Here is a 26,291-nt window from a genome sequence, read left to right on the forward strand (position 1 = left end):
ACGCCCGACATGCCACACACCGTTGCTCTGCTCGCCGCCGCATCCGGGGACCAGGGGCCCGGCAACACGCTCCGTATCGTGCTGCTCGCCTCGCTCGTCGGAGCCGGCCTGCTCGCCTGGTTCCTGCTCCGCGGATACCGCAACGACGACAACAACGACTGAGTCGGCGTGAGCGTGCCCGGGGCGCCCGCATACGATGTGCGCGACGTCTCCCTTCCGACTCCCGATCGATAGGTCCTGCCGAAGATGAGCCTCACGAGCACCGCGCACCAGCTGGTCACTCTCGCCGCCGAGGGCGGCGAGCACGGTGGCAACCACGAAAGCCTCAGCCCGTACGTCACCGGGGGCGGTGCGTTCGCCGTGCTGCTGCTCCTGTTGTGGATCACCACTCGCTTCAACCGCGACCGCTGAGGCAAAGGCGTACAGCTGTGCCAGTAGGCTCTGCACGCATGGGAGAGCAGGAAATGCCTACCGGCCGGGAAAAGCGCCGAATCGGCGTGATGGGCGGGACGTTCGACCCGATTCATCATGGACACCTGGTGGCGGCCAGCGAAGTGGCCGCCCAGTTCCACCTCGACGAGGTGATCTTCGTTCCGACCGGGCAGCCGTGGCAGAAGAGTCACAAGAACGTCTCCCCGGCCGAGGACCGCTATCTGATGACGGTCATCGCGACGGCGTCCAACCCGCAGTTCTCGGTCAGCCGGAGCGACATCGACCGGAGCGGGCCGACGTACACCATCGATACGCTGCGGGACCTGCGCGCGATCCACGGCGACGCGGACCTCTTCTTCATCACCGGCGCCGACGCGCTCTCCCAGATCCTCACCTGGCGGGACGCCGACGAGCTGTTCTCGCTCTCCCATTTCATCGGTGTGACCCGACCGGGACATGTGCTCGCGGACCCCGGGCTGCCGGAGGGCGGGGTCTCCCTCGTGGAGGTTCCCGCGCTCGCGATCTCGTCCACGGACTGCCGTGAGAGGGTCGCGCAGGGGGATCCGGTCTGGTACTTGGTGCCGGACGGTGTGGTCCGCTACATCGACAAGCGCCAGCTGTACCGCGGCGAATGAGCCACGCAGAGGGGCACCGGTGAACGACCGACAGAACCCGTACGACCCGTACTACCAGCAGCCGCAGATCGTCGGCTACGACGAGTACGGGCAGCCGGTGTACCAGCAGCAGCCCGGACAGCAGGCGTACGACCCGTATGCGCCTCAGCAGCCGCAGCAGCAGTCACATCAGGCCGATCAGGGGTACGGATACGACCCGTACGCGCAGCCTCAGCAGCCGCAACCCGTGCAGCCGCAGCAGCAGTACGACCCGTACGGCTCCCAGCAGCCCCAGCAGCCCCAGCAGCAGGCGTACGGCGGTTATGAGGGCTACAGCTACGACACCGGCAGGCAGCCCGCCGCGGTCGACACCACCCAGCAGTGGAACATCCCGCAGCAGGCCGCCGCGCAGCAGGCCCCGCCCGCGCCGACGCCGGTCACGCCGGAGCCCCGGCCGGAGCCCGACGCCGGGACTGAGCCGGAACCGGCTGTTCCAGGGCAGCGCCGCGCCGAATACCGCACCGAACAGTTCTCCTTCATCGAAGAGCCCGACGAGGACTCCGAAGACGTCATCGACTGGCTGAAGTTCACCGAGAGCCGCAGTGAGCGGCGCGAGGAGGCACGACGTCGCGGCCGCAACCGCATGGTCGCACTGATAGTTGTGGTGGCCCTGGTGGTGGTCGGCGGTGTCGGCTACCTCTGGTCCGCCGGAAAGCTCCCGGGCCTCTCCGGCTCGGAGAAGGACAACGCGGCCTCGACGGGCCCGCAGCAGCGGGACGTCATCGTGGTCCATCTGCACAACACCAAGAAGGGCGGCACTTCCACGGCGCTGCTCGTCGACAATGTGACGACCAAACAGGGGACCACCGTCCTGCTCCCCAACTCGCTCGTGGTCTCCGACGACGAAGGTGTCACGACCCTCGGCAAGTCCGTCGAGGACGACGGCACCACCGGTACCCGCGACTCCATCGACACACTGCTCGGCACCAGGATCAGCGGTACGTGGCGGCTCGACACCCCCTATCTGGAGACCCTCGTCGATCTGGTCGGCAGCATCGAGATCGACACCGACACCGAGGTGCCCGACACGAAGAAGGGTGCTTCCCCGCTGGTGAAGAAGGGCGAGGGGCAGACGCTGAGCGGTCAGATGGCCGTCGCGTACGCCACCTACCGGGCGCCCGGTGAGGCCGAGACGAAGCAGCTCATGCGGTTCGGAGAGGTTCTGCGGGGCGTTCTGCGGAAGATCTCGGACGACCCGAAGACCGCCACGGTCACCGTGCAGACGCTGGGCCAGATCCTCGACCCGTCCCTCCCGGAGAAGGATCTCGGCGCCTCACTGGCGAAGCTCGCGCAGCGCGCCAAGATCGGCGACTACAAGACGGCACTCCTGCCGGTACAGGCCGACGGCACGCTCACCGAAGCGGCCACCGAGAGCGTCGTCAAGGACATCCTCGGCGGCACGGTGAAGGCCCCGGACGCCGGCGCGGCGGTGCGGGTCGCAGTCAAGAACGCCACCGGTGACAAGGACGGCACGGAGTCCGCCCGGATCAAGCTGGTCAACGGCGGCTATGCCTTCGTCGGCGGCGGAACGGCCGAGACCGTGGCGCTGTCCGAGGTCGTCTACAAGACCGCGGCGGACAAGGACAAGGCGACGCAGACCGCGAAGACCCTGGGCCTGCCGACGAGCGCGGTGAAGCAGGGCAAGCCCGCCGCGAACGCCGATGTGTCCGTCGTGATCGGCCAGGACTACACGATCAAATGACCGGGTCCGCACCGCTCGGATGACGTCGATTCGATCGTCGAACGTTCGCTGCGTGGGCTGTCGGCGGTCCGTGAGACCCTAGAGGTTGATCTGACCGCCGACGAAAGCCTGCTTGTGACCGCCACGGACCGCTCCATCGAGCTCATCAACGCCGCCGCCCAGGCGGCCGCCGACCGGCTCGCGCACGACATCATCGCGTACGACGTCAGCGACGTGCTGTCGATCACGGACGCCTTCCTGCTGGCCTCGGCCCCCAATGACCGCCAGGTCAAGTCGATCGTCGACGAGATCGAGGAACGGCTCCAGAAGGAGCTCGGCGCCAAGCCGGTACGCCGTGAGGGCGACCGCGACGCGCGCTGGATCCTCCTCGACTACGTCGACATCGTCATCCACGTCCAGCACAGCGAGGAGCGGGTCTTCTACGCGCTGGAGCGCCTCTGGAAGGACTGCCCCGAGATCGCGCTTCCCGAGGACGCCGTCAAGACCCGCGGCAAGGCCGAGGAGCACGCCAGGCTCACCGGCGGCACGGAAGGTGAGCAGAGCTGAACGGCACCGGAAGCGGCAGGGGCCGCAGGATCGTTCTCTGGCGGCACGGCCAGACGGCATGGAATCTGGAGCGCCGGTTCCAGGGCTCCACGGACATCGGGCTCACCGAGACCGGTGTCGGACAGGCTGAGCGGGCCGCCCGGTTGCTCGCCTCGCTGAAGCCGGACGCGATCGTCGCCTCCGATCTGCAGCGTGCGGCGGCCACGGCCGCCGAGCTCGCGGCGATCACCGGCCTCGAAGTCGCGCACGACGCGGGACTGCGTGAGACCTACGCGGGCGCCTGGCAGGGCCTCACGCACGAGGAGATCGTCGGGCAGTACGGGGAGCAGTACGCCGCGTGGAAGCGCGGCGAGCCCGTGCGCCGCGGCGGCGGTGAGCTGGAGACCGAGGTCGCCGACCGGGCCGCCCCGGTCGTGCTCGGACACGCCGACAAGCTGCCCGACAGAGGCACGCTCGTCGTGGTCAGCCACGGCGGCACCATCCGCACCACCATCGGTCGGCTGCTGGGCCTGGAGTCGCACCACTGGGAAGGACTCGGCGGGCTCTCCAACTGCTGTTGGTCGGTGCTGGGTGAGGGGGCGCGCGGCTGGCGACTGCTGGAGCACAACGCCGGCACTCTGCCCGAGCCGGTGCTCGGCGACGACACCTAGGGTCTTTCCTCCGGATCTTGCCGGGCTCGCGCGCCCCGGTGCCGTGCCTCGCCGTGTTGTCGTCGGTCGCCATGGCTCTGCCATGCCTCCCTCCTCCGCCTCGCGATCCACGGCACCGGACCCCGCTCCCTGATCCGGCCTGATCCAAACGAAAGACCCTGGTGCTGTGGCCAGTGGGGCCACCTCGGAAGTGCCGGGAGCGCCGTGGAGGAGGGCCGGGGCCTGTCTTCCGGTGATCGGGGGCGGCGCTCGGAGGCCACCTCCGGGCGGCGTCGGCCGGATTTCACTTTCTGGCTGGTCACAGGCTAAAGTTCTTCTTGTTCGCAGCGCGGAAACGCAGAGAAACACAGCGAACAGCGGGGCTATAGCTCAGTTGGTAGAGCGCCTGCATGGCATGCAGGAGGTCAGGAGTTCAATTCTCCTTAGCTCCACAATCAAGATCCCGTCCTCATCAGAGGGCGGGATCTTCGTTTCCCCCGACCGCACTCCACCCCGACCACACTCCAGGTCACACCTCCCAGTGCCACCGCCTGCTGTCGGCTCTCCTCGTCGGCCGAGGTGCGGACCGCGATCCGGCACTCCGGCAACCCGTTGACGGTGAGTGGCACTGAAGTCATCGGGCAGCCCGTTGACGGTCAGTGGCGTCGATGTCATCCCCTCATGGCGGTCGCCGCTCGGCAACTCCTCGCGGCCGGCCGCACCATCGCGTACGCCTGCCACTCGGCGCCGACGGCGGACTTGGTGACCGCATGGACATGGCCGGACCCACCTGATCGGACTCGCCACTCTCAAGGAGCCCTGCTTCCGGGCGGGTTCGGCCAATGGCCGTCGACGCGGTGGCCGTCGGTCCGGTGATCCGTGGCGGCGACGACGGGCCCCGGGGCCGTATGCGGCCTTCGCGACGACGGGCAGGCGGGATGGCACCGGGCTACGGTCCCACCCGCACGGGCGTGTTGGCGCATGCACGTCCTGAAGATGCTGCCGACGTGAGCGGTGTCCTGGTGACCGTCACTCAGGTGGGTCGGCTGACGGGTGCCGTGACATTCGGCTCGCGTCGGCTCAACCGCCTTGATGCGTCCGGGAGACAGAGGTCGGGGCATGCCTGGCGGGATGCGGTCCCGCGCTACCGGGGGCCGCGACGGCAGGTGCGTCGGCGGGTCTTGTGCGGCGTCGGCGACCGGCCGGACATCGGGCGGGCTGACCCCCTTGCGGGGTCATGGCAGAATCGGACCGCCGGAGGGGGCGACGGACCGAACGGGAGGGAGCGCGCGATGCCTGCGAGCCGCCACGAGGTCCCGGACCTGCTCCTTGTTCCCCAACGCCGCGCCAGCACCGGCCGTCCTGCCGTCGGCCCGTCCCACGCGGCCCGCGTGCTCGGCGGGAACGGCGGAGCCCTCTGCGTGTGCACTGCCCGCGGCCAAAGCCGGAGCTGACTCATGGGTGCCCACAGGCGGAAATGCGACTGGTGCGGCAGCGGTACGCCCATCGTCAGGGACATGGATCCGATCAATCCGGAGTACCAGTACTGGTGCGAGGAGTGTGCGCGGGCGCTGGTCATAAAGGGTGACCCGATCGAAACCTACCGCGAGCTGGAGGGGGAGCCGATCTACGGACGGCTGCTGGAGGAGCACTGCACCCTCAAACGCTTCTACTCCTTCGCCACTGCCTGAGACCCTGCCTCAGCGCATGGCCGAGGTGCCGCAAATCGGTTAAATCGGGCCGGGCTGGAATGGATTTGGTGGAGGGGTGGGGTCACCGGTAATGTTCTCGATGTCGCCAGGGGGAACCGGGCGGCACACGGCACGGGGCTATAGCTCAGTTGGTAGAGCGCCTGCATGGCATGCAGGAGGTCAGGAGTTCAATTCTCCTTAGCTCCACAGTGAAGAAATGAGAAGCGGGTCATCCTCCGAGGATGACCCGCTTCTTTTGTATACGTGTCAATTGCGGCCGTTGCCGCGAGCCTTCACTTGGCGCGCTGTGCCTTCAGGGGCGCGGTCGAGCCGACCTTGCCCGGAAGGCCCTGCGCGGCGCACCGGTCGCGGCGATGACCTCCATCGGCAGGACCGTGCGGCGAGCCGAATCCGATCAGCTCCGCCGTCCGTCGCGCGCTCAGCGGGACGCAGGTAGGCGCGTGCCGATCCGGTCACGGAGCGGCCGTGTCCGGACCGGCTCCGGGTCCGTGCGGTACCCTGGCGCCATGCGTGCCGTACGCCTTCTGCTTAGCGAGCCGCGCTGATCAGTCCCGACCGGTGAGAATGCCTGGTCGGAATCGGCGCGGCGTCCCCTCCTGTGCGAGGGGATTTTTCGTTTCCGTAGACGCGTGTCCGTAGACGTGGGCGCCGGCAGATGACGATCGATGGAGCTTTGAGGATCATGAGCGAGACGAATTCCGCAGCCGAGACGGCTGCGCCGCACCGCTACACGGCGGCGATGGCCGCCGACATCGAGGCACGCTGGCAGGACTTCTGGGACGCCGAGGGCACGTACGAGGCGCCGAATCCGACCGGTGACCTGGCGGACGATCCGGAACTGGCCGCCAAGCCGAAGAAGTTCATCATGGACATGTTCCCGTACCCCTCGGGTGCGGGGCTGCACGTCGGTCACCCCCTGGGCTACATCGCCACCGATGTCTTCGCCCGTCACCAGCGGATGACCGGGCACAACGTGCTGCACACCCTGGGCTTCGACGCCTTCGGCCTGCCCGCGGAGCAGTACGCCGTGCAGACCGGCACGCACCCGCGGGTCTCCACCAAGGCGAACATCGAGAACATGACCGCACAGCTGCGCCGGCTGGGTCTGGGGCACGACAAGCGCCGCTCGTTCGCCACGATCGAGTCGGAGTACTACAAGTGGACCCAGTGGATCTTCCTGCAGATCTTCAACTCCTGGTACGACACCGAGGCCGACCGGGCGCGTCCGATCGACGAGCTGGTCGCACAGTTCGAGAGCGGTGCGCGTGCCACCCCGGACGGCCGTGACTGGAGCGCGCTGAGTGCCGCCGAGCGCGCGGACGTCCTGGGCGGGTACCGCCTGGCGTACGCCTCCGACGCGCCCGTCAACTGGTCGCCGGGTCTGGGCACCGTCCTGGCCAATGAGGAGGTGACGGCCGACGGACGCTCCGAGCGCGGAAACTTCCCCGTCTTCAAGGCCAAGCTGCGCCAGTGGAACATGCGCATCACCGCCTACGCCGACCGGCTGCTGAACGACCTGGACGGGCTGGACTGGCCCGAGGCCATCAAGCTGCAGCAGCGCAACTGGATCGGGCGTTCCGAGGGGGCGCGCGTCGACTTCCCGGTCGACGGCGCGGGTGACATCACCGTCTTCACCACCCGCCAGGACACCCTGTTCGGTGCCACCTACATGGTGCTGGCGCCCGAGCACGAGCTGGTCGAGCGGATCATTCCGGCCGCCTGGCCCGAGGGCACCCACCCGGTGTGGACCGGCGGACACGCGTCCCCGGCCGAGGCCGTCACCGCGTACCGCAAGCTGGCCGCCGCCAAGTCCGACGTGGAACGGCAGGCCGAGGCCAAGGACAAGACCGGTGTCTTCACCGGTGCGTACGCGACCAACCCGGTCAGCGGCGAGAAGGTGCCCGTATTCATCGCGGACTACGTCCTGATGGGCTACGGCACCGGCGCGATCATGGCCGTACCGGCGCACGATGCGCGCGACTTCGCCTTCGCGCGCGCCTTCGAGCTGCCGATGCGCTGTGTCGTCGAGCCGTCGGACGACCGTGGCACGGACCCCTCGACCTGGGACGAAGCCTTCGCCTCGTACGAAGCGAAGCTGGTCAACTCCGCCAATGACGAGATCTCGCTGGACGGCCTGGGCGTCGTCGACGCCAAGGCGGAGATCACCGAGTGGCTGAAGGCGCACGGTGTCGGCGAGGGCACCGTCAACTTCCGGCTGCGCGACTGGCTGTTCAGCCGTCAGCGCTACTGGGGAGAGCCCTTCCCGATCGTCTACGACGAGGACGGCATCGCCCACCCGCTGCCCGAGTCGATGCTGCCCCTGGAACTGCCGGAAGTCGACGACTACTCGCCGCGTACCTTCGATCCCGAGGACGCCGACACCCAGCCCGAGACCCCGCTGTCGCGGAACGCCGACTGGGTCAACGTCACCCTGGACCTGGGCGACGGCAACGGTCCCAGGAAGTACCGCCGCGAGACCAACACCATGCCCAACTGGGCCGGCTCCTGCTGGTACGAGCTGCGCTACCTGGACCCGAACAACGACCGGAAGCTGGTCGACCCGGAGATCGAGCAGTACTGGATGGGCCCGCGAGAGGGGCAGCCGACGGGTGGCGTCGACCTGTACGTCGGCGGCGCCGAGCACGCCGTGCTGCACCTGCTGTACGCCCGTTTCTGGTCCAAGGTGCTGCACGACCTGGGGCACGTCTCGTCCGCGGAGCCGTTCCACAAGCTGTACAACCAGGGCATGATCCAGGCGTTCGTCTACCGGGACAGCCGCGGCATCGCGGTCCCGGCGGCGGACGTCGAGGAGCGCGACGGAAAGTTCTACTACCGGGACGAGAAGGTCAGCCGCGTCCTGGGCAAGATGGGCAAGTCCCTGAAGAACGCCGTCACGCCGGACGAGATCTGCGCCGAGTACGGGGCGGACACGCTGCGCCTGTACGAGATGGCGATGGGCCCCCTGGACGTGTCGCGGCCGTGGGACACGCGTGCCGTCGTCGGCCAGTACCGACTGCTGCAGCGGCTGTGGCGCAATGTCGTCGACGAGGAGACCGGCGAGGTCACCGTCGTCGACACGGAGCCGGGCGAGGAGACGCTGCGGGCGCTGCACAAGGCGATCGACGGGGTGGGTCAGGACATGGCCGGGATGCGCTTCAACACGGCCATCGCCAAGGTCACCGAGCTGAACAACCACCTGACCAAGGCGGGCGGCCCGCTGTCCCGGAGCGTCGCCGAGTCGCTGGTGCGGCTGGTGGCACCGCTGGCGCCGCACATCGCCGAGGAGCTGTGGCGGCGACTGGGCCACACCGAGTCGGTCGTGCACGAGGACTTCCCGGTCGCGAACCCGGCATACGTCGTGGACGAGGCCGTGACCTGTGTCGTGCAGGTCAAGGGCAAGGTCAAGGCACGCCTGGAGATCTCCCCGTCGATCACCGACGAGGAGCTGGAAGCACTGGCCCTGGCCGACCCGGCCGTGGTTGCGGCGCTGGACGGTGCGGGCATCCGCAAGGTGATCGTGCGCGCTCCGAAGCTGGTCAACATCGTCCCGGCGTGACGGCGCCGACGGTCGCCGCGTGAGGGTGTCCACCGTTCTCGCGTGACGTTCGTCGCGTAACCGCGCCTGCCGTACGGCGATGTGGGGGCGTTCCCCTACGGGCAGGTTGGGGGTTCCGAAGGAACCCGCAGCCTGCCCTTTCCGTTTACCGTGGAGGGGCCGGCACCCGGCAGCCGAAACGACATCCGAGGGGCGCTCATGGAAGCCGTGATCCTGATTCTGGGGTTGCTCTTTTTCGCGTTCGTGGCCCTGGGCGTCTACGCGGGCGTCAAGGCCATCGGCGCGGCGAAGCGGGGCGTGGATCGCACGATCACCCAGGCACGCCGCACTGTCGAGGACACCACGCTGCGGGCGAAGAGCTACGGCCAGCCGGGCGTGGCCGGTGAGCTGGCACAGCTGCGGCTCGCGCTGCGCACGTCCATGCGGGCCACACAGGAGGCGCTGCAGACGGGCGTCGTGGAGGATGCCTCGCTCTCGGAGTCGCTGGGCCTCTTCCAGCGGCTGAGTGCTCACGGTCGGGAGCTGGACGACGACCTGAAGCGACTGGAGCGCGAACCCGACCGCGCGACGGTCGCCTCGCTGCTGCCGACCCTGAAGCAGCGTACGGAGCGGATCACGCACTCGGCGGATTCGCTGCGCTGGGCCGCGCGCGACCGGGCGCGGCGGTTCATCGAGGACGATCTGGACGCGCTGAACGCGCAGATCGACGTGGAGGCGGGGGCGCTGCGGCACTGGACGGTGGAGCCGGACGAGCCGGCCCGCGGACAGGGACAGCCACAGGGCGAGGGGCAAGAGCCGGGGAGCCGGCTGGGGCAGGGACCGGGGCAGGCGCAGGGGAGCCGACGGGGGCAGGGGGCCGGGTCGGCCGATGAAGCGGCACAGGCGATCACGGCTCCGGATCCGCGACGGCAGACCGCGTACCCGTGGCAGAAGGCGGCCCGGCCGGAAACGACGAACTGAGCCCGGCCCGGAACGACGAACGAACCCAGACGTTCGTCGACCGGCGGCGACAGGATGCGGTCCGAAGGGATCGGGAGCGATCATTCGGTCGGGGTCGGACTGCCGAGCCGCGGACTCGCCAGGTAACCTCCCGCTCATGTCCCGCCATGTCGCGATCGTCACCGATTCCACGGCCTACCTGCCGCCCGAGGCGATGGAGCGGCACGGCATCACCACGGTGCCGCTGACCGTCGTCCTCGGTGATCAGGCCCTGGAGGACGGCACCGAGATCTCGGCCCGCTCCCTCGCACTGGCACTCCAGAAGCGTCGCTCCGTGACGACCTCCCGGCCCAGCCCGGAAGTCTTCGCCGCCGCGTACCGGGCGGCCGCCGAGGCGGGAGCCGACGGCATCGTCTCGCTGCACCTCTCGGCCGAGATCTCGGGTACGTACGACGCCGCTCTGCTCGCGGCGAAGGACGCGCCGGTCCCGGTACGGGTCGTCGATTCCGGGATGGTCGCCATGGCCCTTGGATTCTGCGCCCTGGCGGCTGCGGAGACTGCCGAGGCGGGCGGAAGCCTGGACGAGGCCGTCGCGGCGGCGGAGAAGCGTGCCGCGGGCACCTCCGCGTACTTCTACGTCGACACGCTGGACTATCTGCGCCGCGGCGGCCGTATCGGGGCCGCGCAGGCACTGCTGGGTTCGGCGCTCGCCGTGAAGCCGCTGCTCCAGCTGGACGGAGGCCGCATCGAGCTGCTGGAGAAGGTACGGACGGCCTCGAAGGCGATCGCGCGCCTGGAGGAGATCGTCACGGAGCGGGCGGGCGGTGACCGGGTGGACATCGCGGTGCATCACCTGGCGGCACCCGAGCGGGCCGAGCGGCTTGCCGAGCGGTTGCGCGAGCGGGTGCCCGGTCTCGTCGAACTGCATGTCAGCGAGGTGGGCGCGGTGATCGGAGCGCACACCGGGCCCGGTCTGCTCGGAGCCGTGGTCTCGCCGCGCTGAAGTCGGTCCGACAACCCCGCTCATCGGCTTTCACTCATCGGGGTGGTCGAGTTGTCCACAACTGGTCGGTTGTCCACCGGAATTGAGCCCGCTCGGCGAGTCCGGACGGATGTGCCTACCGTCGTGAGGCATGGCTCCCCGATCACATCGTGCAACCAGCGGAAGCGGCAGCGGTCCCGGCCGCGCCGGTAGCGGCCCCGGTCTGGGCCCCGGACGACGACGGTCCTCGCGTGGGCGCGCGGAGGACATAGCGGCGGCTTCGCGGCGCCGGGCGGAGGCCCTCATGGCAGGCGCGCCCGGCGGACGAGTGGCGCGGCCCGCATCGGGGATGGCAGTGGCTCCGGTTTCGGCCCCCGCCTCCGCCTCGGCGCCCTTCTCCGCTTCGGCCCCCGCTTCCGTCTCTGCCTCCGCTGCGGCACCTGCGCCCTCTTCCTTCTCTGTCCCTGCTGGAGCTTCCGCTTCTGCTTCCGCCCCGGTTCGAACCCCGGGCCCGACCCCGACGTCAAGTTCCGCTGCCGGCAGGACTGTGGCCATGACCGCGGTGACAGCCACGTCTTCCACATCGCCCCCGGCGGCTGTCCCGGTGTCGGTCTCGACGGCCACCCCGACGCCGCCCCCGGTGCCCGGCTCCGGAGAGCCGGGGCGATGGGAGCGGATGGTTCCCGCGTTGCGGGAGCGGATTCCGGTGTGGCTGCAGCTCAGATGCGGCGTCGAGCCGCGGACCCTCGCCGCACTGGCCGTTGTCCTGGTCGTGGCCGCGGTCTTTGCCGCGGTGCACTTCTGGTCCGCACGCCCACACTCCGTACGCGTTCCTGATCCGGTCAACGAGGCTGCGCGCAACCGGACTTCGGAATCGGCGACGGCGGGCGGCGCGATGCCCGAACCGTCACCCGGGGCGCCACTTGCGACAGGGCCGGACGGGCACGTCGTCGTCGATGTGAGTGGAAAGGTCCGCAGGCCGGGAGTCCTTCGACTGCCGTCCGGCTCAAGGGTCACCGATGCGCTGCGAGCCGCGGGCGGAGCCAGGCCCGGCGCCGATCTCGCGGGTCTCAACCGGGCTCGCGTGCTCATGGACGGTGAGCAGATCGTGGTGGGTGTCGCACCCGGCGCCCCTGGCACCGGCGGTACGGGAGGAGTCGCTCCGGGGGCCGGCAGCGGCCCCGTGGCCGGACCGGTCAGTCTCAATCAGGCGACCGTCGAACAGCTCGACACCCTGCCCGGTGTCGGTCCGGTTCTCGCCCAGCGCATCATCGATTACCGCACACAGCACGGCGGCTTCCGGTCCGTCGATGAACTCCGCGAGGTCAACGGGATCGGCGACCGCCGGTTCGCCGACCTCCGGCCGCTGGTGGGGCCGTGAGTCCCCCGGACGTCCATGCGGCGTCGGGCCGGCGGTTGGGTATCTCCGACCCGCGGCAGGAGGGCCCGCTCGACCTCCGGCTGGTCCCGCCGGCCATGGCGGCCTGGGCCGGAGCGTCGCTCGCGCTGAGCACGCCGGGGCGGTGGACGGCGGTGGGCGTGATGCTCTGCGTCGGAGCGGCCATGGTGCTCCTGGCGATGCCGGGAGTTTCGGCGACCCGTGCGATGCGCAGGTGGCCGGCCGCTACCGGGGGAGGGGCTGCGCGGGGCGAAGGCGCGCGCAGCCGGCGGCCGCGCAGCAACGCGACCACAACCGTGACGGCCGCGGCTGCGGCACTCCTCTGCGCGGCGGCCGGGGCCGCGTCGGCCGGGTTGCACCGCGCCGATGCACGGCAGGGGCCGGTCCTGGGGCTGGCCCAGCGGTTCGCGAGGGTCGAGGCGGAGGTCACGGTGACGTCCGACGCCCGGTGGACCCTGCCCCGGGTGCGCGGCGATCACAGCGCGCCCGCGTCGCTTCTCATGGACGCCGAGATCACAGCGCTGACCGGGCCAGACGGAGCGGTCACCCGGTTGAGCACGCCGGTGCTGCTCATCGTCCAGCCCGGCCGATCGACGGCCCAGTGGCAGCAGTTGCTCCCTGCCACACGACTGCGCGTCGGCGGTCGGCTGGCGCCTTCGCTGCACGACGGGGAGCGCAATGCCGCCGTGCTGCGGCCGGAGGGCAAAGGCCCGCCCCGCGTCACCGGGCCGCCCTCCTCGGTCCAGCGCACGGCGGGTGCCCTGCGTGAGGGTCTGCGGCAGGCGACCGAGCGGCTCGATCCCGATGCGCGGGCTCTGCTGCCGGGCCTGGTGGTCGGCGACACCTCACGGGTCACCCCGGAACTGCACGATGCCTTCCGGGCGGCCGACCTCACCCACCTGATGGCGGTCTCCGGTGCCAACCTGGCGATCCTGCTCGTCCTTCTGATCGGACCGCCGGGCACGGCGACGCGCGCAGAACGCCGAGGCCTGGCCCCCAGGTTGGGCATCTCGCTGCGGATGACCGCGTTGCTCGGCGGCGGGCTCACGCTCGCCTTCGTCATCGTCTGCAGACCCGAGCCGAGCGTGTTGCGGGCCGCGGCCTGCGGACTGATCACGCTGCTTGCCATCGGCACGGGACGCCGCAGGTCACTGATCCCCGCGCTGGCCGCCGCGGTCCTCCTGCTGGTGCTGTACGACCCGTGGATGGCGCGCAGTTACGGCTTCGTCCTCTCCGTCCTGGCCACCGGAGCCCTGCTCACCATCGCCCCGAAATGGAGCGACGCGCTGCAGCGGCGTCGAGTTCCGCCCCGGCTCGCCGAGGCGCTGGCCGCGGCCGCCGCTGCGCAGGCGGTGTGCGCGCCGGTGGTCGTCCTGCTCGCCTCCCGGGTCAGCCTGGTGGCGATCCCGTGCAATCTGCTGGCGGAGTTCGCGGTGGCGCCCGCCACGGTTCTCGGTTTCGCCGCACTCGCCCTGGCACCGGTGGCCATGCCGGTGGCAGAGCTGCTCGCCCGGATCGCGGGGTGGCCGGCCGGGTGGATCGCCTCGGTGGCCCGCACCGGGGAGGCCCTGCCCGGTGCGGAGATCGACTGGCCCGACGGCGGGAGGGGCGCGCTGCTGCTCGCCGCGCTGACGGCTCTCTTGGTGCTGTGCGCCCGTCGTATCGTGCGCCGTCCCTGGGTCTGTTCGGCCGCCGTGCTACTGCTGCTCCTCGCGGTGTTGCGCCCGGTCCCGCTCACCCGGGTGCTGTCCGGATGGCCGCCGCCGGACTGGGCGTTCGCGATGTGTGTGATCTTCCCTGTTGAATGAACGTGTTGAAGCCGAAGCGAGAGGGTGAGTTGTGACTGACTGGCGCATATTTTGGGTGCCGAGGAACCGTGCCGTCGATGCCGGGCGGGTGCCCGAGTTGACGGGTTGGGGGGACCTGACCGCGAGGGAGGAGCGGACGGGAATCCATGCTGGGGATCCGATCCTGTTGTCGCCTGACTTCCGAATTGACGAATTGCTGAGTCTGTATCTGTGCCGGTCTTCCTTTGCCCGGCTGGCGACTGAGACCAAGCGGAATTACACCGACGACTACGTAATCTTCTTCGATTTCCTATGGGCCAGGGGCAAGGTGTGGGACGAGGCCACGGCTGACGATCTGTGGGATTTTGAGGATTGGCGCACGCGTTCGCCGCGAAACCCGCAGAAGATCGGTGCCGCACGGTGGAACCGAGGCCTTGCTGCTTTGACCCGCCTGTACAAGTGGGCGGTTGCCACCGAAAACATGGTGGACAACCCGATCCTGATGCACTCCGTGGCCGGCTATCAAGGTGCCGCGGTGCAGTCGCCGGAGGCCCGGGCCAAGGATGCCAAGTCCAGTGATGTGCACTGGCTGACTCCGCGAATGTTCCGGCTGTGGGTGGACGTGGGCCTGCGCGGCTACACGGCGGCGGGCCTCCCGGCGCCGGGGTGGTGGGGACGGCTGGAGGTCCGCAATGTCGCCTTCGCCAATCTGTTGTTCTCCTCTGGGATGCGGCTGACCGAAGGGGCATCGCTGCTGACGATCGAGGTGCCGAGACTGCGACTGGGAGGCGCGCGCTACTACACGGGGCGGCTTGCGAAGAGGGTGACGAAGTCCAGGCGGGCCCGCACCTATTACGTGGCATCGCCCGTGGTCGGCGAGGTGGAGAGCTACATGGAGTCGCTGCGGGCCCGGGTGATCCGGCGCGCGCAAACTGTGGGCCGCTATGACGCGCTGGAGGAGATGCGTCTGGTCACGCGGGTCACGGGGCGCCGCAAGAAGGTCCTGAACTGGGTCGACCGGAATGGGGTGGTGGGGCAGACAGCTCTGACGGACGCGTCAGTGGAGGAGCGGTTGACGTACTTCACCGAGGGTCCGGCGGGCCCGGAACCACTGTGGCTGTGGCTGAACGAGCAGGGCCTTCCGTTCCAGCCTGCGTCGTGGGAGGGGGTATTCCGCACGGCCTCGGATCGGTGCGAGGAGGTTCTGGGGCCGGTTATGGCGGAGCCGCCGTTCTGCACGCCGCACATGTGCCGGCATTCCTTTGCCCTCTACATGCTGGTGGTGCTGCACCACGTCATGGACGTGCGGATGGGGCTCACCCCCGAGGAGAGACGGGACTTCCGTCTTCTCTACGGCGATCCGTGGCGCATGGTGCAGGATCTGCTGGGTCATCGGGACATCGATCTGACTCGCAAGATTTACCTGGCTCCCGTCTCGGACCTGCAGATCCGGGCCCTGATGGCGGACCCTGCGCCGCGCGATGAGGGTGGTGAGCTGTCGGTGTCGGAGACGCGGGTCACCTCGTTGCTGGCCCGCATCGCGGAGGAGAGCGACGGCATCCAGGACCTCGACACGCTGCTGGAGACGACGTGAGCCGGCGGGGCCGCAAAGCGGCTCTTCCCGAGGCCGGGCATCAGCGTCCGGTGGTCCTGGACGCATCCGGGCTGGTGGTGCGCCACCGCAGCAAGATGGGCACCGACAAGGATTTCGACTTTGCTGAGTTGTCATTCGCACCGGCGATGCGTCGGTCCCTGGCCGCGCTGTTCGCCGCCAAGTGCGCTCCCGGCGGCGGCTGGAACACCCACGACACGTCCGTCCATATGTGGCGGCTGCTGAAACCGTTCGGCGAATTCCTCGGCGAAGCTGACCAGCAGCCACAGGACATACCGGACGTGACCGCCGCGACGTGGATGGCCTGGCGGCTGAGCCGCCCGCTCACCCAGATGGGGTATGTCCAGATCACCGCCGTGGCGGGCTTCCTGCAGCTGGACCCGCGCCTGCCGCAGCCGGTCCGGGCGGCCATGGCCAAGCGGGTGCCCCGGGTGAAGGTCGAGGAACATGCCTTCGCACCTGCTGAGTTCGAGGAGGTCCGCCGCTCGGCCCGGCAGGTCTTCCGCTCCGCGCTGCTGCGGATCCGCGAGAACGTCCAGCTGCTCGAGTCCTGGCGCGCTGGCGCTATCCCCCACCAGGACCAGCAGAACTGGCTGATCGGTGAGGCGCTGGACTGCCTCGCCCGCACCGGTCACATTCCCCGCTACGAACGAGGCGACGGCCGGATGCGGCCGGTCTTCCGCTTCTCCAGGGCCATGGGCGGTGACGGCGCGCAGTATACCTGGAAGCGGCTCTATCTCTCCCGCCTGGAGGCCACCGCGCTCGGGGTCCTGTTCGCCGCGGCTCACGGCCTGAACGCCACCAGTGTCGGCGAGTTGCGCACTCCCAGGGCGACGCCGGACTCGGGTGAGGGACGGTTCCCGATCTACCGGATGGAGTCGGAGAAGCGCCGCAAGGGCGAGGCCGACCACTTCGAGACCCGCAACCTCGCCGACTTCGGTGCCGATTCACCAGGCCGCCTGATCACCGAGGCACTGGAGGCCACCGCCCCCGCCCGCGCCTACCTGGAGTCCGTGGCCTGCACCGGGGACAGGTTGCTGATCTGGCACGAAGCACGACCTCGCCACTGGCAGCAGAACGAGGCACTGCTGCGGGAAGGCCCTTTCGGCTTGGGCCTGACCAAGCCGGACTTTGATGACTACGGGACACGCTTCGGGCCCAACGGGGGCGGCGGCGTCATGCGCCGGACCCGCAAGACGGCGAACGTGGTGCACCGGCGCGAGCCGGGACAAAACAGTCAGGACACCCACGACAGCATTTACGTCATTCCCGAACCGCAGGCCCAGCAGGCCGCCATCCCGGTGATTGCCGAGGGGGCCATGGACGCGCTGGAGGCCGCCCGCCGCACCGTGTTCGCAGCCCAGCTCACCGATATTCCCGAGGACGGTGAGGTAGAGACCGCCACCAACGGCTGCGCGGACTACGAGAACAGCCCCATCACCGGGCCCGGCACCGGCTGTGAAGCATCGTTTCTGCTTTGCACTGCATGCCCCAACGCCCGCGTCCACCCCGCCCATCACCCGCGGCTGGCCCACCTGCACCGGGCCCTTGAGGAACTGCGGGACGTGCTGCCCTCGCCGGTCTGGGACGCGGACTGGTCCGAGCCCTGCGCCCGTCTGTCAGATCTGAAGAGACGCCTGGGGCCAGCACTCTGGCGCCGCGCCCTCACGAACGTCACCGCAGCGGACCGCGAGGCCGTCGGCGACCTGTTGAACGGACTCTACGACCTATGACCATCGCGCTACTTGACCTGCCCTTCCGCCCGGGGCCCGATACGCCCGTCGTTGCCGCTGACCTGATCGTCGACCGGGACGCTCCCAACGCCCGATACGGCGATATGGTCTGGCCGCTGTCTCCCCTCAACGGGAACCCGAGCGCCGGTCGGCAGGCACTGCACTGGGGCTCCTTCCCCGCACCGCTGCACGAGGAGTTCTGCTATCTGGCCTGGTCGATGATCAACCGGGCCCTGCCGGACGACTTCATGGTCGGCCGTGTCCCTACCTGGCGGACCCGCCAGAGCAGCGGCAAGCTCTACGCCACCGTGATGCGCTGGCGAGCCCTGGCCGAGTGGCTGGTCAAGCGGGACATCACCAGCCTCGCGGAGTGCACCTCGGAGGACTTGAGGGCGTTCGCGCTGGACAACCTGCGCACCCCGAAGTCACGTGAGTACGCGGGGTCGTTCCTGACCGCGATCACGCGGCTGTGGGCCTTCGATTCCTACGACGTCCAACCGCTGGGGATCGGAGAACCCCCGTGGAACCGGGAGGGGATCGACGACTTCCTGCCTGCGGCGACCTCGCGCGGTGAGAACGCGGCAGATCCGATCACCGCGGCCACGATGGGACCGCTGCTGATCTGGGCTCTGCGGGTGGTCGACGACTTCGCCGAGGACATCATGACGGCCTGGGAGACGGTCGTTGAGATGACCGGCCGGGCTGAGGCCACGGTCACCAACAATCTCGGCCTGGCCCGCATCAAGGAGTACGTCGATGCCCGCCGGGAGCGGGGCGAGCCCATCCCCAGCTGGGTCCGCTCCGGGAAACAGGCCGCCTGCCTGCCCTACATCTCAGCCCTGACCGGTGCCTCCCTGGGGCAGGTCGAAAATGTGCTCAGGCGGGGTTACCGGAGCCAGTACGTCCGTGCGAACCTCGGCCCCAGCCCGCTGAAACGCAAGGTCAAGGGCCGCATCGACGGCGACCGGTGGACCGAGGCGATCGACTTCGACGACGCCGAGCCGTTGATGCGTCACCTGGGCACGGCCTGCTTCATCGTGCTGGCCTACCTGACCGGCATGCGGCCGGGCGAGGTGCTGAGCCTGCGGAGCGGATGCTGCCCCGAGCCTGATTCGGGACCCCATCTGATCTACGGAAACGTCTACAAGACCGCCCGGGACGAGGACGGCAACCATCTGTCCGAGGGGATCTTGCGCGAGATGCCGTGGGTTGCCATCGCCCCCGTGGTCAGAGTCATCCGTGTCCTGGAGCAGATCGTCCCCGAAGGTGCCTTGCTGTTCGACTCGGCCGCCCACGACTTCGCCCTGCGGCGCAACTTCACCGGGTCCATCACCTACGCGACAATGAGCGAGCGGATCGAGCGGTTCGCTACCTGGGCGTCGGCCCAGGCAGCACGGTTGCAGCGGCCGCATGAGACCGTCCCTGCCGATCCGCACGGCGCGATCGGCACCGAACGGTTCAGGCGGACGCTGGCCTGGCACATCGCCCGCCGCCCCGGAGGACTGGTGGCCCTGGCGATCCAGTACGGACACATGCGCACTCTGGTCAGTGCCGGCTATGCCTCGCGCAGCCGTGACGGCATTCACGACCTTCTCGATGTCGAAACCGCCCGGGCGACCGTCGACACCCTGGCCACGCTGAACGCCGACTTGAGCGAGGGGGTGGGCATCTCCGGACCTGCGGCCCGCCGCGCCGTCAATGCAGCCGCCCACGCACCGGAGTTCGTCGGCGCCGTGATGACTGTCCGGGCAGCAAAGGACATCTTGGACAACCCGCAGCTGTCCGTCTACGACAACCCCGGCAGCCACCTGATGTGTGTCTACAACCGGGACAAGGCCCTATGTCACCGCCTTGAGGGCCAGCAGGAGGCCCCCAGCCTGGACCGCTGCCAGTCCTCCTGCGCGAACATCACACGCACCGACCACCACGCCGACAAACTCCTCTCCCTGGCCAAGTCCTTGGAGAAGCAGGCCGGCTCCGAACTCGTCCCCCTCCCGCTGGCCGACCGGTTCCGCCGCCGCGCAACCCGTCTTCGAGCCCTCGCCGACGAGCACTTCCGCAACCGCGTCACCGTCCAGGAGGAGAAACAGTCATGAGCCCTGCCCCCGATGAACGCGACCGCATCCGAGCCGCCATGGACAGGATCCTGGCCGGCACCCCTGAACATTCCAGCGGCGCCTTGACCATCGTGGCCCTCGCCCAGGAAGCCCAGGTGCCCCGCAACGCACTCACCCAGCGACACCCGGACCTGAAGAACGACTTCTACGACAAGGTCCGCGCCCGCGGCGCTATGCCGGACAGTGAGAAACGACTGCGCCGCCAAGTGACCAAACTCAAGGAACTGCGGGCCGCAGACGCCAAAGAGCTCACAGCGCTGCGATCCGACGTTGAAGCCCTGGTCGGCGCCCTGCACCAGGCACAGATGGAGAACCGGCAGTTCCGTCAGCGACTCGCAGCCCCGGACGCCAAAGTGCGCTCGCTTCCCACCCAACCCCGGCCGCGAGTTCCCCAGGGAACTACCTGAACCGGCGGCACGAGCAGCCGGGCAGGCGGCGCACGTCAAGCCGTAGGTACTTCAGCACTTGGGCTGTACGTGACTGGCGACGTGCTCTCACCCTTCCTCAAGGACAGGAGCGTCCCGCCGCTGCGCATCCGCAGACAGCTGCTTGGCCTGCGGGGCCCTCCGCCTGAGCCACGTCGCTGCTGTCAGCAGGAACGTGGTGCCGGTGGCGATGAGGACCGCGGTGTCGGGAGTGGTGACGGTGAGCAGGAGACCAGTGGCGGCAGCACTGAGGCCGTAGCCGATGCCGCTGCCTGCGTACAGGACGGAGTAGCCGACGGGGTGAAGATCGGCGGGCAGTTGCTCGCGGAGGGTGAGGTTACGGGTGATCAGTACGGCCGCCTGCAGGAGACCGGTGAGAGCGAGGAGAGCGGCGATCACGGTCCAGGTGGAGGCGAGTGCGGTGGCAGCGACGCCCGCGATCATGATGACGAGCAGAAGGGTGCTCTGACGTTGCACACTGCCGGGCCAGGTGCGCGCGCCATAGACGAGGCCGCCCAGGATACTCGCGAGCGCGAAGCAGGTGAGGATCGGACCGCTGTAGGAAACGGGCAGCTCCCGGTGCTGGAGCAGGGCGGGCAGTGTGAGCTCGATGCTGGCCAGCAGGTACATGGCCGCGATGCTGGTCAGGTAGACGGGCCAGGCCGTCAGAGCTTGCTTGAGCGGGGCGCGCTGTCCGCCGTCCGTAGCGCCGGTCTTGTCGGGCAGCAGCCACAGCGCGGCGGTGGCGGCACACGTGGCTAGCGCGGCGAGGAGGAACGGGGTCTGCGGGCCGGACTCGAGCGCGAGTAATGACACCAGGGCCGGTGAGGCGGCCCAGGCAGCCATGTTGAGCGTGGATTCCAGGCTGAGGGCAGCGTGGAGGCGCTTCGGGGGGGCGAGGTCCTCAGCCATGGTGCGCAGTGCACCGGGAGCGGCAGCTGCGGCGGCGCCGGCAGATGCGGCGAGGATCACGGCAAGCACGGTGCCAGGGGCGGGAAGGAAAGCGAGCAGGGCGAAGGCGACGGCGGACAGTCCGAGTCCAGCGGTGATCTCCCGGCGGTAGGGGCGCGTGCGCAGGCGCATGCTGAGAAGCGGGGCGCCTATCGCTTCCGCGATGGCGTACGCGGCGGCCATAGCGGCGCCTCCGCTGTAACCGGCGTCCGTACCGCGCCCGTAGAAGAGGAAGGCGAGCGGCGCCATCGCCACCGGCAGGCGGCTGGCCGTGACGACCGCGGCCCAGATCGAGACGTGCTTGGTGAACAGGCCGCGGTACGACACGCGTAGTGATCCTAACTGTCGTGCTGGGCCAGGAGGCCGGTCAGTTGGTCTTCGAGGTCACTGGCTTCTTCGTGGTTGTGCGCCAGGACTACGTACTCGATGTTGCCGGTGGCGGCGGTGTCATCGGAGGCGATGACGATGCCACGACCGTGCCGGGAATCCCAAGTGAGCCCGTGTTCTCGCATGACGCGCAGAAGCTCGGCGAGCGCCGGTGCCCGGACGTTGAACCTGCTGATCAGGACATGGCTGTCCGTCCAGTCCGGGCCGACAAGAGTCTCGGCGATGTGATGCAGGTGGGTACTGCCGCCCAGACGCGCGTTTACCTCGTTGAACCATAGGTTGCCGACCTGGTCGATCACCGCGTCGATGCTGGCCAGACCGTGATAACCCAGGCTCTGCATGAAGCGGGCCATCCGCAAGGCCTCGCTGGTGAAGTGCTCCCACGCCGGTCCGGGCACGCTCCGGGGCGGCAGCGCGAGTCCGGCGAGGACCGGCGGATGCTGGTCGGTACGAAGCTGCCCTCCGTTGAGTACGACAGCTTCACCGTGTTCGGGGCAGTCCACCTCGACGTACACGGACGTGCAGCCTGGGTGGAACACCTCCAGGACTATCTCACCCTGCGGGGCATGGGTGGTGGTCAACCCAGCTTCCTTGAGGACCTGTTCGCTATCGGTCGGATCGCCGAGGACGATCGTGCGCTGGGCTCCTGTGCCTTCCAGGTCCGGGTCGGTGGTGATCACGGTGTTGCCGTGGCCGCCGACGGCGCGGTCGCGTTTGAGGATGACGTCCGGGTGCTTGGCCAAGAGCCGACGCAGCGTGCGCAGCAGATCCTCAGTGGTGCGACACGGGATGCCGTCGGGGACGGCGAACCCGGCCCCCGCGGCCAGGGCACGGAAGACAACCTTACTGTTGAGCAGTTCCGCACCGCCTTCCGCGACGAACCGTGATCTGGTGACGAGGCCGAGCTCGTGCGCGAACACCTCGGCGCCCCGGTCGTGGATGTACGGACAGAACTCCCAGTCAGGAGTGACCAGTTCCCTCAGACGGCCGATGATCTCCTTGGAGTGGAGCAAGTCCTGAGTGAGGAGGTCTGCGTCCGGCGCGATCACGTGGATGAGGGCCGGGGAGATACCCGTGTGCTGGGCGACATGATGCAGGAAGTCGGCAGGCACCGGTCGGGGCAGGACGAGGGCATCGCCGTCCCGCATCAGCCACACCAGGCGCTTCATCGCGAACAGGATGCCATCGAAGTCATCTTGCGTGAGCAGGTCCATGCGGTCGACCATGTGCTCGGTGCAGGCGTTGCCGAGCCAGAGGCGGGGCATCAGAACTCGGCCTTTCCGCCGATAGCGTCCAAGTACCACACCTGCAGGAACCCGTTGTCGTCGACGCGGGCATTTTCGGGAAGCTGCCAGCCGGGGACCCAGGACATCCTCTCCTCGTACCGGTAGGCGGTCTGTATCAGCATCCGGTTGTGCTCGTCCCGGCCGATGATGGACTCTTCGTACAACGGCACCTTGCCGACATCCGTCATCAGCGTGAAGTGCGGTCGTACACGGCCGGATGTCAGCCCCGATGCTCCCAGCCGGCGATGCAGTTCGAGGCCCTCCTCGACGGACGTGCGATGGTGGTCCATGCCGCGGATCGGGACGCAGTGGAACAGGTAGTGCGCCTCGATTCCCATGTAGCGCAGCTCGTCGAAGAGCCCGACGAGGGTGTCGAGGCTGTCGTTGAGCCCGCGCAGCAGGACCGTCTGGTCGTAGATGCGTGCACCGGCCTCCTGCAGCGCCGTATACGCCTCCCTAATACTCCAGCTGTAGATCGTGATCTCGCCGCCAGGTAGGCCCTACTCGTTCGCGCCGTGCCCCGGTGGCCACCCGATGACGCCTTCCGCTTGAACGTTGCGCAAGGACGCTCCTTCGAACCGGGCACCGGTGACGTAGGTCAGCCCGAGCGGGGGCACGCCAGTGTTCACGCTTCCGAACTTGGCGTCGGTCAGATCGGTGTCGCGCAGGTCAGCACCCCGCAGATCGCATCCGGCCAGGCTGACCTCGCGCAGTGAAGCCCCGCGCAGGTCTGCGTCGCTGAAGTCACAGAACTTGAACCAACACCCGTCCAGGGTGGCGTGGCGTAGATCGGCCCCGATGAACGAGCAGCGGGTGAACCGCAGCCGCGACGTGCGAGCGGAAGCCAGGTTCTGGCCGGTGAAGTCCTCACCGTTCACGGCCGCATGGCTGTGGAGCGCGGCGAGTCGTTGTCTCGCGGTCAGTGGCGTGGTCATGTGCGCCAGCGTGTCAGCCGGGTCGGTGGCCGTCGCCCGGATTTCCGGCAGTTCGCCGTCCGTCAGCCGGTCACACCGGTCCGGGCTGGTGCGGGAGCAGGTGCGGCCACCGGTGATCATCGGTGTGTGAAGACAGAAGATCAGACGGTGGCCGCAGGTCACAGCATAGATCCCGTCCGTTGGCGGGAGGCGTTCGAGGTGGCCACGGGGCGTATCGCGGGCCGGTTCGCCCGGGTCGAACCCCGGCGGCGGGTCGGGCGATTGGTGCTGGGACTGCTGGCGGACCTGCCGCGCAAGAACTGCTGGACGATCGCGGAGTGGGCCGGGGACGCGAATCCGCATGGCATGCAGCATCTGCTGTGCCGGGCGGTCTGGGACGCCGATGCCGTCCGCGACGATGTGCGCGAGTACGTCGTGGAGCATCTGCACGACGAGGCCGCGGTGCTGGTCGTGGACGAGACCGGCGACGTGAAGAAGGGCACCCACACCGTTGGGGTCCAGCGCCAATACACCGGCACCGCCGGCCGGATCGAGAACTCCCAGGTTGCCGTCTACCTTGTCTACGCCGGCGCCCGCGGGCACGCAGCGGTGGACCGCGAGCTGTACATCCCGCGCTCCTGGATCTCTGACCCCGACCGCTGCCGGGCGGCCGGACTCGGCGAGGACACCGACTTTGCGACCAAGCCGGAGCTGGCCCGCGTGATGATCGAACGGTTCCTGGACGCCGGACACCGTGTCGGCTGGGTGACCGGCGACGAGGTCTATGGCGGCAACCCGAAACTGCGGTCCGCTCTGGAGGAACGTGGCATGGGCTACGTGCTCGCAGTGGCCTGCTCGGCCGAAGCGGCCACCGGGGCAGGCAAGTTCCGTGCGGATGCCCTGGCTGCCAAGCTGCCCCGGCGGGCCTGGCAGAAGCTGTCCGCCGGACAGGGAGCGAAGGGACAGCGTTTCTACGACTGGGCCGTGATCGATCTGGTCGCCACGGGATCAGGAGGGCGCCAGCTGCTGATCCGCCGCAACCGAGCCACCGGCGAACTGGCCTACTACCGCTGCCATTCCGCCCAACCGGTGCCGCTGAACACCCTGGTAAGGATCGCCGGTTCCAGGTGGCGAGTGGAGGAAACCTTCCAGGCCGGGAAGGGCCTGGCCGGGCTCGACGAGCACCAGGTCCGCCGCTACCCCTCCTGGAGCCGCTGGGTCACCCTCGCCATGCTCGCCCACGCCTTCCTCGCCGTCGTCCGAGCCGACGAGCATGCCCACCGGCCGGAACCCGACGGTCTGATCCCGCTGACCTGCAATGAGATCCAGCGACTGTTCATCACCGTTGCCGTCCGGCCTCTTCACGATCTGGCCCACCGGCTCGGCTGGTCCGACTGGCGACGCCGCCACCAGGCACGGTCACGGACCAGCCATTACCTACGACAAGCCGCATCCCAGACATGAAGATCACGATCTACAGCTGGAGTACTAACCTCGGGAAACAGTTCGCCTTTGTGGTTGATGTGCGTGGCGATCTCGACCCGGAACGTCGAACGGCGTCGCAGTGCGTGCTGCATGCGGGCATCGACCCGACGCGGGTCCTGGAGCGGCACCCGGGTAGCGATGCGCACGATCTGGACCTGGGGTGCGTGTTCTTCCAGCGCGTCCAGCAGCCATTCGATCCGGTCGACCAGGATCAGTGGGTCGCCACCGGTAACGAGCACTTCACGAACATCCTGGTTCTCCGGAGCCGTCCCGCAGTAGCGGGCGATGAGTTCGAGATCCTCACGAGAGAGCGTGGCGGTGTCGTACTGTCCGCGGATGCACCAGCGGCAGTGGGCGGCACAGATCGTTGTGGGCTCGACCAGCAGGGTCCGCCGGTACAACTTCTCGACGCCACGCACTTCACGGCCCTCGAAGAGGGTTCTCATTTCCGACTGGTAGTGACGGGCGACTTCGAAGGTCTGCTCGACAGCCTCAGAAGGGTCAACGGCGTACTGGATGTCGAGGAACGGGAGTGACCCACCAGCTTCCTCGATCTTCTTGCGTAAGTACGGGGAGATCTTCTCGGCGAAGACGCCGTTCTTGGCTCCGGCCATGACTGTAGGGCCTGTCCTCTCAGGATCGCTGAACGGGAAATGGGCCTTACCGTTGAAGAAGGGCAAGGCACCCAGGCCCACTGAACCGGATTGAGTGACCGGCTCGGCAGCCTGACGGCGCGGCAATCACCCTGCATGTCAGGTTGATGACAGGAAGTTACCGGCGCCCATCAGAACACATGCCAGATGCATTGGATATGGCGCACGTCACGTTTCAATACGTTGAGGAGCTGAGCGCAAGCAATCAGTGGCCGAGTGAGGAATCCTGAACTGTCAGGACCCGGTGAGCTGTTTGGCCAGCCATATCGGGCGATTCTGCGACCACTCCGCCGACAACGCAGTGGACGGCATCCGAGCCACCCAGGACAGCAGTCCCAGCCGGACCTCAATCTTCAACATGTAGAACTTG

General features: G+C 68.6%; 22 protein-coding genes, 2 tRNA genes and 1 pseudogene. 19 read left to right on the forward strand and 6 right to left on the reverse strand.

Features of this window, described 5'->3' with window-relative positions:
• Positions 1 to 9: 9 nt before the first annotated feature.
• The 18 genes and pseudogenes from ACZ68L_RS09775 (at position 10) to ACZ68L_RS09860 (ending at position 20,227) form a co-directional block, all read left to right on the forward strand.
• A complete protein-coding gene (locus tag ACZ68L_RS09775) occupies positions 10 to 162 on the forward strand; it encodes a hypothetical protein (RefSeq protein ID WP_469575670.1) in 153 nt (50 codons plus the stop codon).
• An 84-nt stretch (positions 163 to 246) separates the two neighbouring features.
• Positions 247 to 411: a hypothetical protein gene (locus ACZ68L_RS09780; protein ID WP_469575672.1), complete on the forward strand. Its 165-nt coding sequence runs from the start codon at positions 247 to 249 to the stop codon at positions 409 to 411.
• A 38-nt stretch (positions 412 to 449) separates the two neighbouring features.
• Positions 450 to 1,067 (forward strand): nicotinate-nucleotide adenylyltransferase, encoded by a 618-nt coding sequence (nadD, locus tag ACZ68L_RS09785; RefSeq protein ID WP_469575673.1) that lies wholly within the window; start codon positions 450 to 452, stop codon positions 1,065 to 1,067.
• Between the two features lie 19 nt (positions 1,068 to 1,086).
• Positions 1,087 to 2,808, forward strand: coding sequence for an LCP family protein (locus ACZ68L_RS09790; protein WP_469575674.1), 1,722 nt, complete (start codon positions 1,087 to 1,089; stop codon positions 2,806 to 2,808).
• A gap of 114 nt (positions 2,809 to 2,922) precedes the next feature.
• Positions 2,923 to 3,354 (forward strand): ribosome silencing factor, encoded by a 432-nt coding sequence (gene rsfS / locus ACZ68L_RS09795; RefSeq protein WP_342285435.1) that lies wholly within the window; start codon positions 2,923 to 2,925, stop codon positions 3,352 to 3,354.
• Positions 3,351 to 4,004, forward strand: a complete 654-nt coding sequence (locus tag ACZ68L_RS09800; protein ID WP_469575886.1) for a histidine phosphatase family protein — start codon at positions 3,351 to 3,353, stop codon at positions 4,002 to 4,004. The genes rsfS and ACZ68L_RS09800 overlap by 4 nt, the downstream gene beginning before the upstream one ends.
• 358 nt (positions 4,005 to 4,362) lie before the next feature.
• Positions 4,363 to 4,435, forward strand: a tRNA-Ala gene (locus ACZ68L_RS09805).
• A 1,005-nt stretch (positions 4,436 to 5,440) separates the two neighbouring features.
• Complete coding sequence (locus tag ACZ68L_RS09810; protein ID WP_093897076.1) at positions 5,441 to 5,674, forward strand: hypothetical protein; 234 nt, start codon at positions 5,441 to 5,443, stop codon at positions 5,672 to 5,674.
• Between the two features lie 134 nt (positions 5,675 to 5,808).
• Positions 5,809 to 5,881: transfer RNA gene (locus tag ACZ68L_RS09815), tRNA-Ala, on the forward strand.
• Positions 5,882 to 6,377: 496 nt separating this feature from the next.
• A complete protein-coding gene (gene leuS, locus ACZ68L_RS09820) occupies positions 6,378 to 9,251 on the forward strand; it encodes a leucine--tRNA ligase (RefSeq protein WP_469575677.1) in 2,874 nt (957 codons plus the stop codon).
• A gap of 198 nt (positions 9,252 to 9,449) precedes the next feature.
• A complete protein-coding gene (locus ACZ68L_RS09825; protein ID WP_469575678.1) occupies positions 9,450 to 10,211 on the forward strand; it encodes a hypothetical protein in 762 nt (253 codons plus the stop codon).
• Between the two features lie 136 nt (positions 10,212 to 10,347).
• Positions 10,348 to 11,193 (forward strand): DegV family protein, encoded by an 846-nt coding sequence (locus tag ACZ68L_RS09830; protein ID WP_469575679.1) that lies wholly within the window; start codon positions 10,348 to 10,350, stop codon positions 11,191 to 11,193.
• A 532-nt stretch (positions 11,194 to 11,725) separates the two neighbouring features.
• Entirely contained in the window at positions 11,726 to 12,553 is an 828-nt protein-coding gene (locus ACZ68L_RS09835) for a ComEA family DNA-binding protein (protein WP_469575680.1), read from the forward strand.
• A pseudogene (locus ACZ68L_RS09840) lies at positions 12,550 to 14,358 on the forward strand (ComEC/Rec2 family competence protein); the annotation flags it as partial. The gene ACZ68L_RS09835 and the pseudogene ACZ68L_RS09840, both read left to right, overlap by 4 nt.
• Before the next feature lie 52 nt (positions 14,359 to 14,410).
• Positions 14,411 to 15,952 carry a site-specific integrase gene (locus tag ACZ68L_RS09845; RefSeq protein WP_469575682.1) on the forward strand — a complete coding sequence of 514 codons (1,542 nt, stop codon included), beginning with the start codon at positions 14,411 to 14,413 and terminating at the stop codon, positions 15,950 to 15,952.
• Entirely contained in the window at positions 15,949 to 17,703 is a 1,755-nt protein-coding gene (locus tag ACZ68L_RS09850) for a hypothetical protein (RefSeq protein WP_469575685.1), read from the forward strand. Before ACZ68L_RS09845 ends, ACZ68L_RS09850 begins: the two co-directional genes overlap by 4 nt.
• Positions 17,700 to 19,799 (forward strand): integrase, encoded by a 2,100-nt coding sequence (locus ACZ68L_RS09855; RefSeq protein WP_469575687.1) that lies wholly within the window; start codon positions 17,700 to 17,702, stop codon positions 19,797 to 19,799. The genes ACZ68L_RS09850 and ACZ68L_RS09855 overlap by 4 nt, the downstream gene beginning before the upstream one ends.
• Positions 19,796 to 20,227 (forward strand): hypothetical protein, encoded by a 432-nt coding sequence (locus tag ACZ68L_RS09860; RefSeq protein WP_469575689.1) that lies wholly within the window; start codon positions 19,796 to 19,798, stop codon positions 20,225 to 20,227. Before ACZ68L_RS09855 ends, ACZ68L_RS09860 begins: the two co-directional genes overlap by 4 nt.
• An 87-nt stretch (positions 20,228 to 20,314) precedes the next feature.
• Here ACZ68L_RS09860 and ACZ68L_RS09865 read toward each other — a convergent pair whose 3' ends face one another.
• The 4 genes from ACZ68L_RS09865 to ACZ68L_RS09880 form a co-directional block, all read right to left on the reverse strand.
• Complete coding sequence (locus tag ACZ68L_RS09865) at positions 20,315 to 21,523, reverse strand: MFS transporter (protein WP_469575691.1); 1,209 nt, start codon at positions 21,521 to 21,523, stop codon at positions 20,315 to 20,317.
• Between the two features lie 11 nt (positions 21,524 to 21,534).
• The gene (locus tag ACZ68L_RS09870; RefSeq protein ID WP_469575693.1) at positions 21,535 to 22,848 is read right to left on the reverse strand and encodes a preATP grasp domain-containing protein; all 1,314 of its coding nucleotides are present in this window, start codon (positions 22,846 to 22,848) and stop codon (positions 21,535 to 21,537) included.
• On the reverse strand, positions 22,848 to 23,207 hold the full coding sequence (locus tag ACZ68L_RS09875; protein ID WP_469575695.1) for a hypothetical protein: 360 nt from the start codon (positions 23,205 to 23,207) through the stop codon (positions 22,848 to 22,850). The genes ACZ68L_RS09870 and ACZ68L_RS09875 overlap by 1 nt, the downstream gene beginning before the upstream one ends.
• A gap of 162 nt (positions 23,208 to 23,369) precedes the next feature.
• Entirely contained in the window at positions 23,370 to 23,804 is a 435-nt protein-coding gene (locus ACZ68L_RS09880; RefSeq protein WP_469575697.1) for a pentapeptide repeat-containing protein, read from the reverse strand.
• Between the two features lie 165 nt (positions 23,805 to 23,969).
• On the opposite strand from ACZ68L_RS09880, the gene ACZ68L_RS09885 reads away from it, so the two are divergent.
• Positions 23,970 to 25,247, forward strand: a complete 1,278-nt coding sequence (locus ACZ68L_RS09885) for an IS701 family transposase (protein WP_469575888.1) — start codon at positions 23,970 to 23,972, stop codon at positions 25,245 to 25,247.
• Here the strand turns inward: ACZ68L_RS09885 and ACZ68L_RS09890 are convergent.
• Both ACZ68L_RS09890 and ACZ68L_RS09895 read right to left on the reverse strand, forming a co-directional pair.
• Positions 25,217 to 25,882 carry a radical SAM protein gene (locus ACZ68L_RS09890; RefSeq protein WP_469575698.1) on the reverse strand — a complete coding sequence of 222 codons (666 nt, stop codon included), beginning with the start codon at positions 25,880 to 25,882 and terminating at the stop codon, positions 25,217 to 25,219. The genes ACZ68L_RS09885 and ACZ68L_RS09890 overlap by 31 nt on opposite strands.
• A 273-nt stretch (positions 25,883 to 26,155) precedes the next feature.
• Positions 26,156 to 26,281, reverse strand: coding sequence for a hypothetical protein (locus ACZ68L_RS09895; protein WP_469575909.1), 126 nt, complete (start codon positions 26,279 to 26,281; stop codon positions 26,156 to 26,158).
• Positions 26,282 to 26,291 lie beyond the last annotated feature (10 nt).

The sequence above is a fragment of the Streptomyces sp. NPDC104309 genome (assembly GCF_055584025.1).

Excerpts from the sequence above, each read along its gene's own strand:
- ACZ68L_RS09775 (WP_469575670.1), top strand. The coding sequence starts at position 10 with ATGCCACACACCGTTGCTCTGCTCGCCGCCGCATCCGGGGACCAGGGG.
- ACZ68L_RS09780 (WP_469575672.1), top strand. The coding sequence starts at position 247 with ATGAGCCTCACGAGCACCGCGCACCAGCTGGTCACTCTCGCCGCCGAG.
- nadD (WP_469575673.1), top strand. The coding sequence starts at position 450 with ATGGGAGAGCAGGAAATGCCTACCGGCCGGGAAAAGCGCCGAATCGGC.
- ACZ68L_RS09810 (WP_093897076.1), top strand. The coding sequence starts at position 5,441 with ATGGGTGCCCACAGGCGGAAATGCGACTGGTGCGGCAGCGGTACGCCC.
- leuS (WP_469575677.1), top strand. The coding sequence starts at position 6,378 with ATGAGCGAGACGAATTCCGCAGCCGAGACGGCTGCGCCGCACCGCTAC.
- ACZ68L_RS09825 (WP_469575678.1), top strand. The coding sequence starts at position 9,450 with ATGGAAGCCGTGATCCTGATTCTGGGGTTGCTCTTTTTCGCGTTCGTG.
- ACZ68L_RS09830 (WP_469575679.1), top strand. The coding sequence starts at position 10,348 with ATGTCCCGCCATGTCGCGATCGTCACCGATTCCACGGCCTACCTGCCG.
- ACZ68L_RS09835 (WP_469575680.1), top strand. The coding sequence starts at position 11,726 with ATGACCGCGGTGACAGCCACGTCTTCCACATCGCCCCCGGCGGCTGTC.
- ACZ68L_RS09855 (WP_469575687.1), top strand. The coding sequence starts at position 17,700 with ATGACCATCGCGCTACTTGACCTGCCCTTCCGCCCGGGGCCCGATACG.
- ACZ68L_RS09860 (WP_469575689.1), top strand. The coding sequence starts at position 19,796 with ATGAGCCCTGCCCCCGATGAACGCGACCGCATCCGAGCCGCCATGGAC.
- ACZ68L_RS09870 (WP_469575693.1), bottom strand. The coding sequence starts at position 22,848 with ATGCCCCGCCTCTGGCTCGGCAACGCCTGCACCGAGCACATGGTCGAC.
- ACZ68L_RS09875 (WP_469575695.1), bottom strand. The coding sequence starts at position 23,207 with ATGGGAATCGAGGCGCACTACCTGTTCCACTGCGTCCCGATCCGCGGC.
- ACZ68L_RS09880 (WP_469575697.1), bottom strand. The coding sequence starts at position 23,804 with ATGACCACGCCACTGACCGCGAGACAACGACTCGCCGCGCTCCACAGC.
- ACZ68L_RS09890 (WP_469575698.1), bottom strand. The coding sequence starts at position 25,882 with ATGGCCGGAGCCAAGAACGGCGTCTTCGCCGAGAAGATCTCCCCGTAC.
- ACZ68L_RS09895 (WP_469575909.1), bottom strand. The coding sequence starts at position 26,281 with ATGTTGAAGATTGAGGTCCGGCTGGGACTGCTGTCCTGGGTGGCTCGG.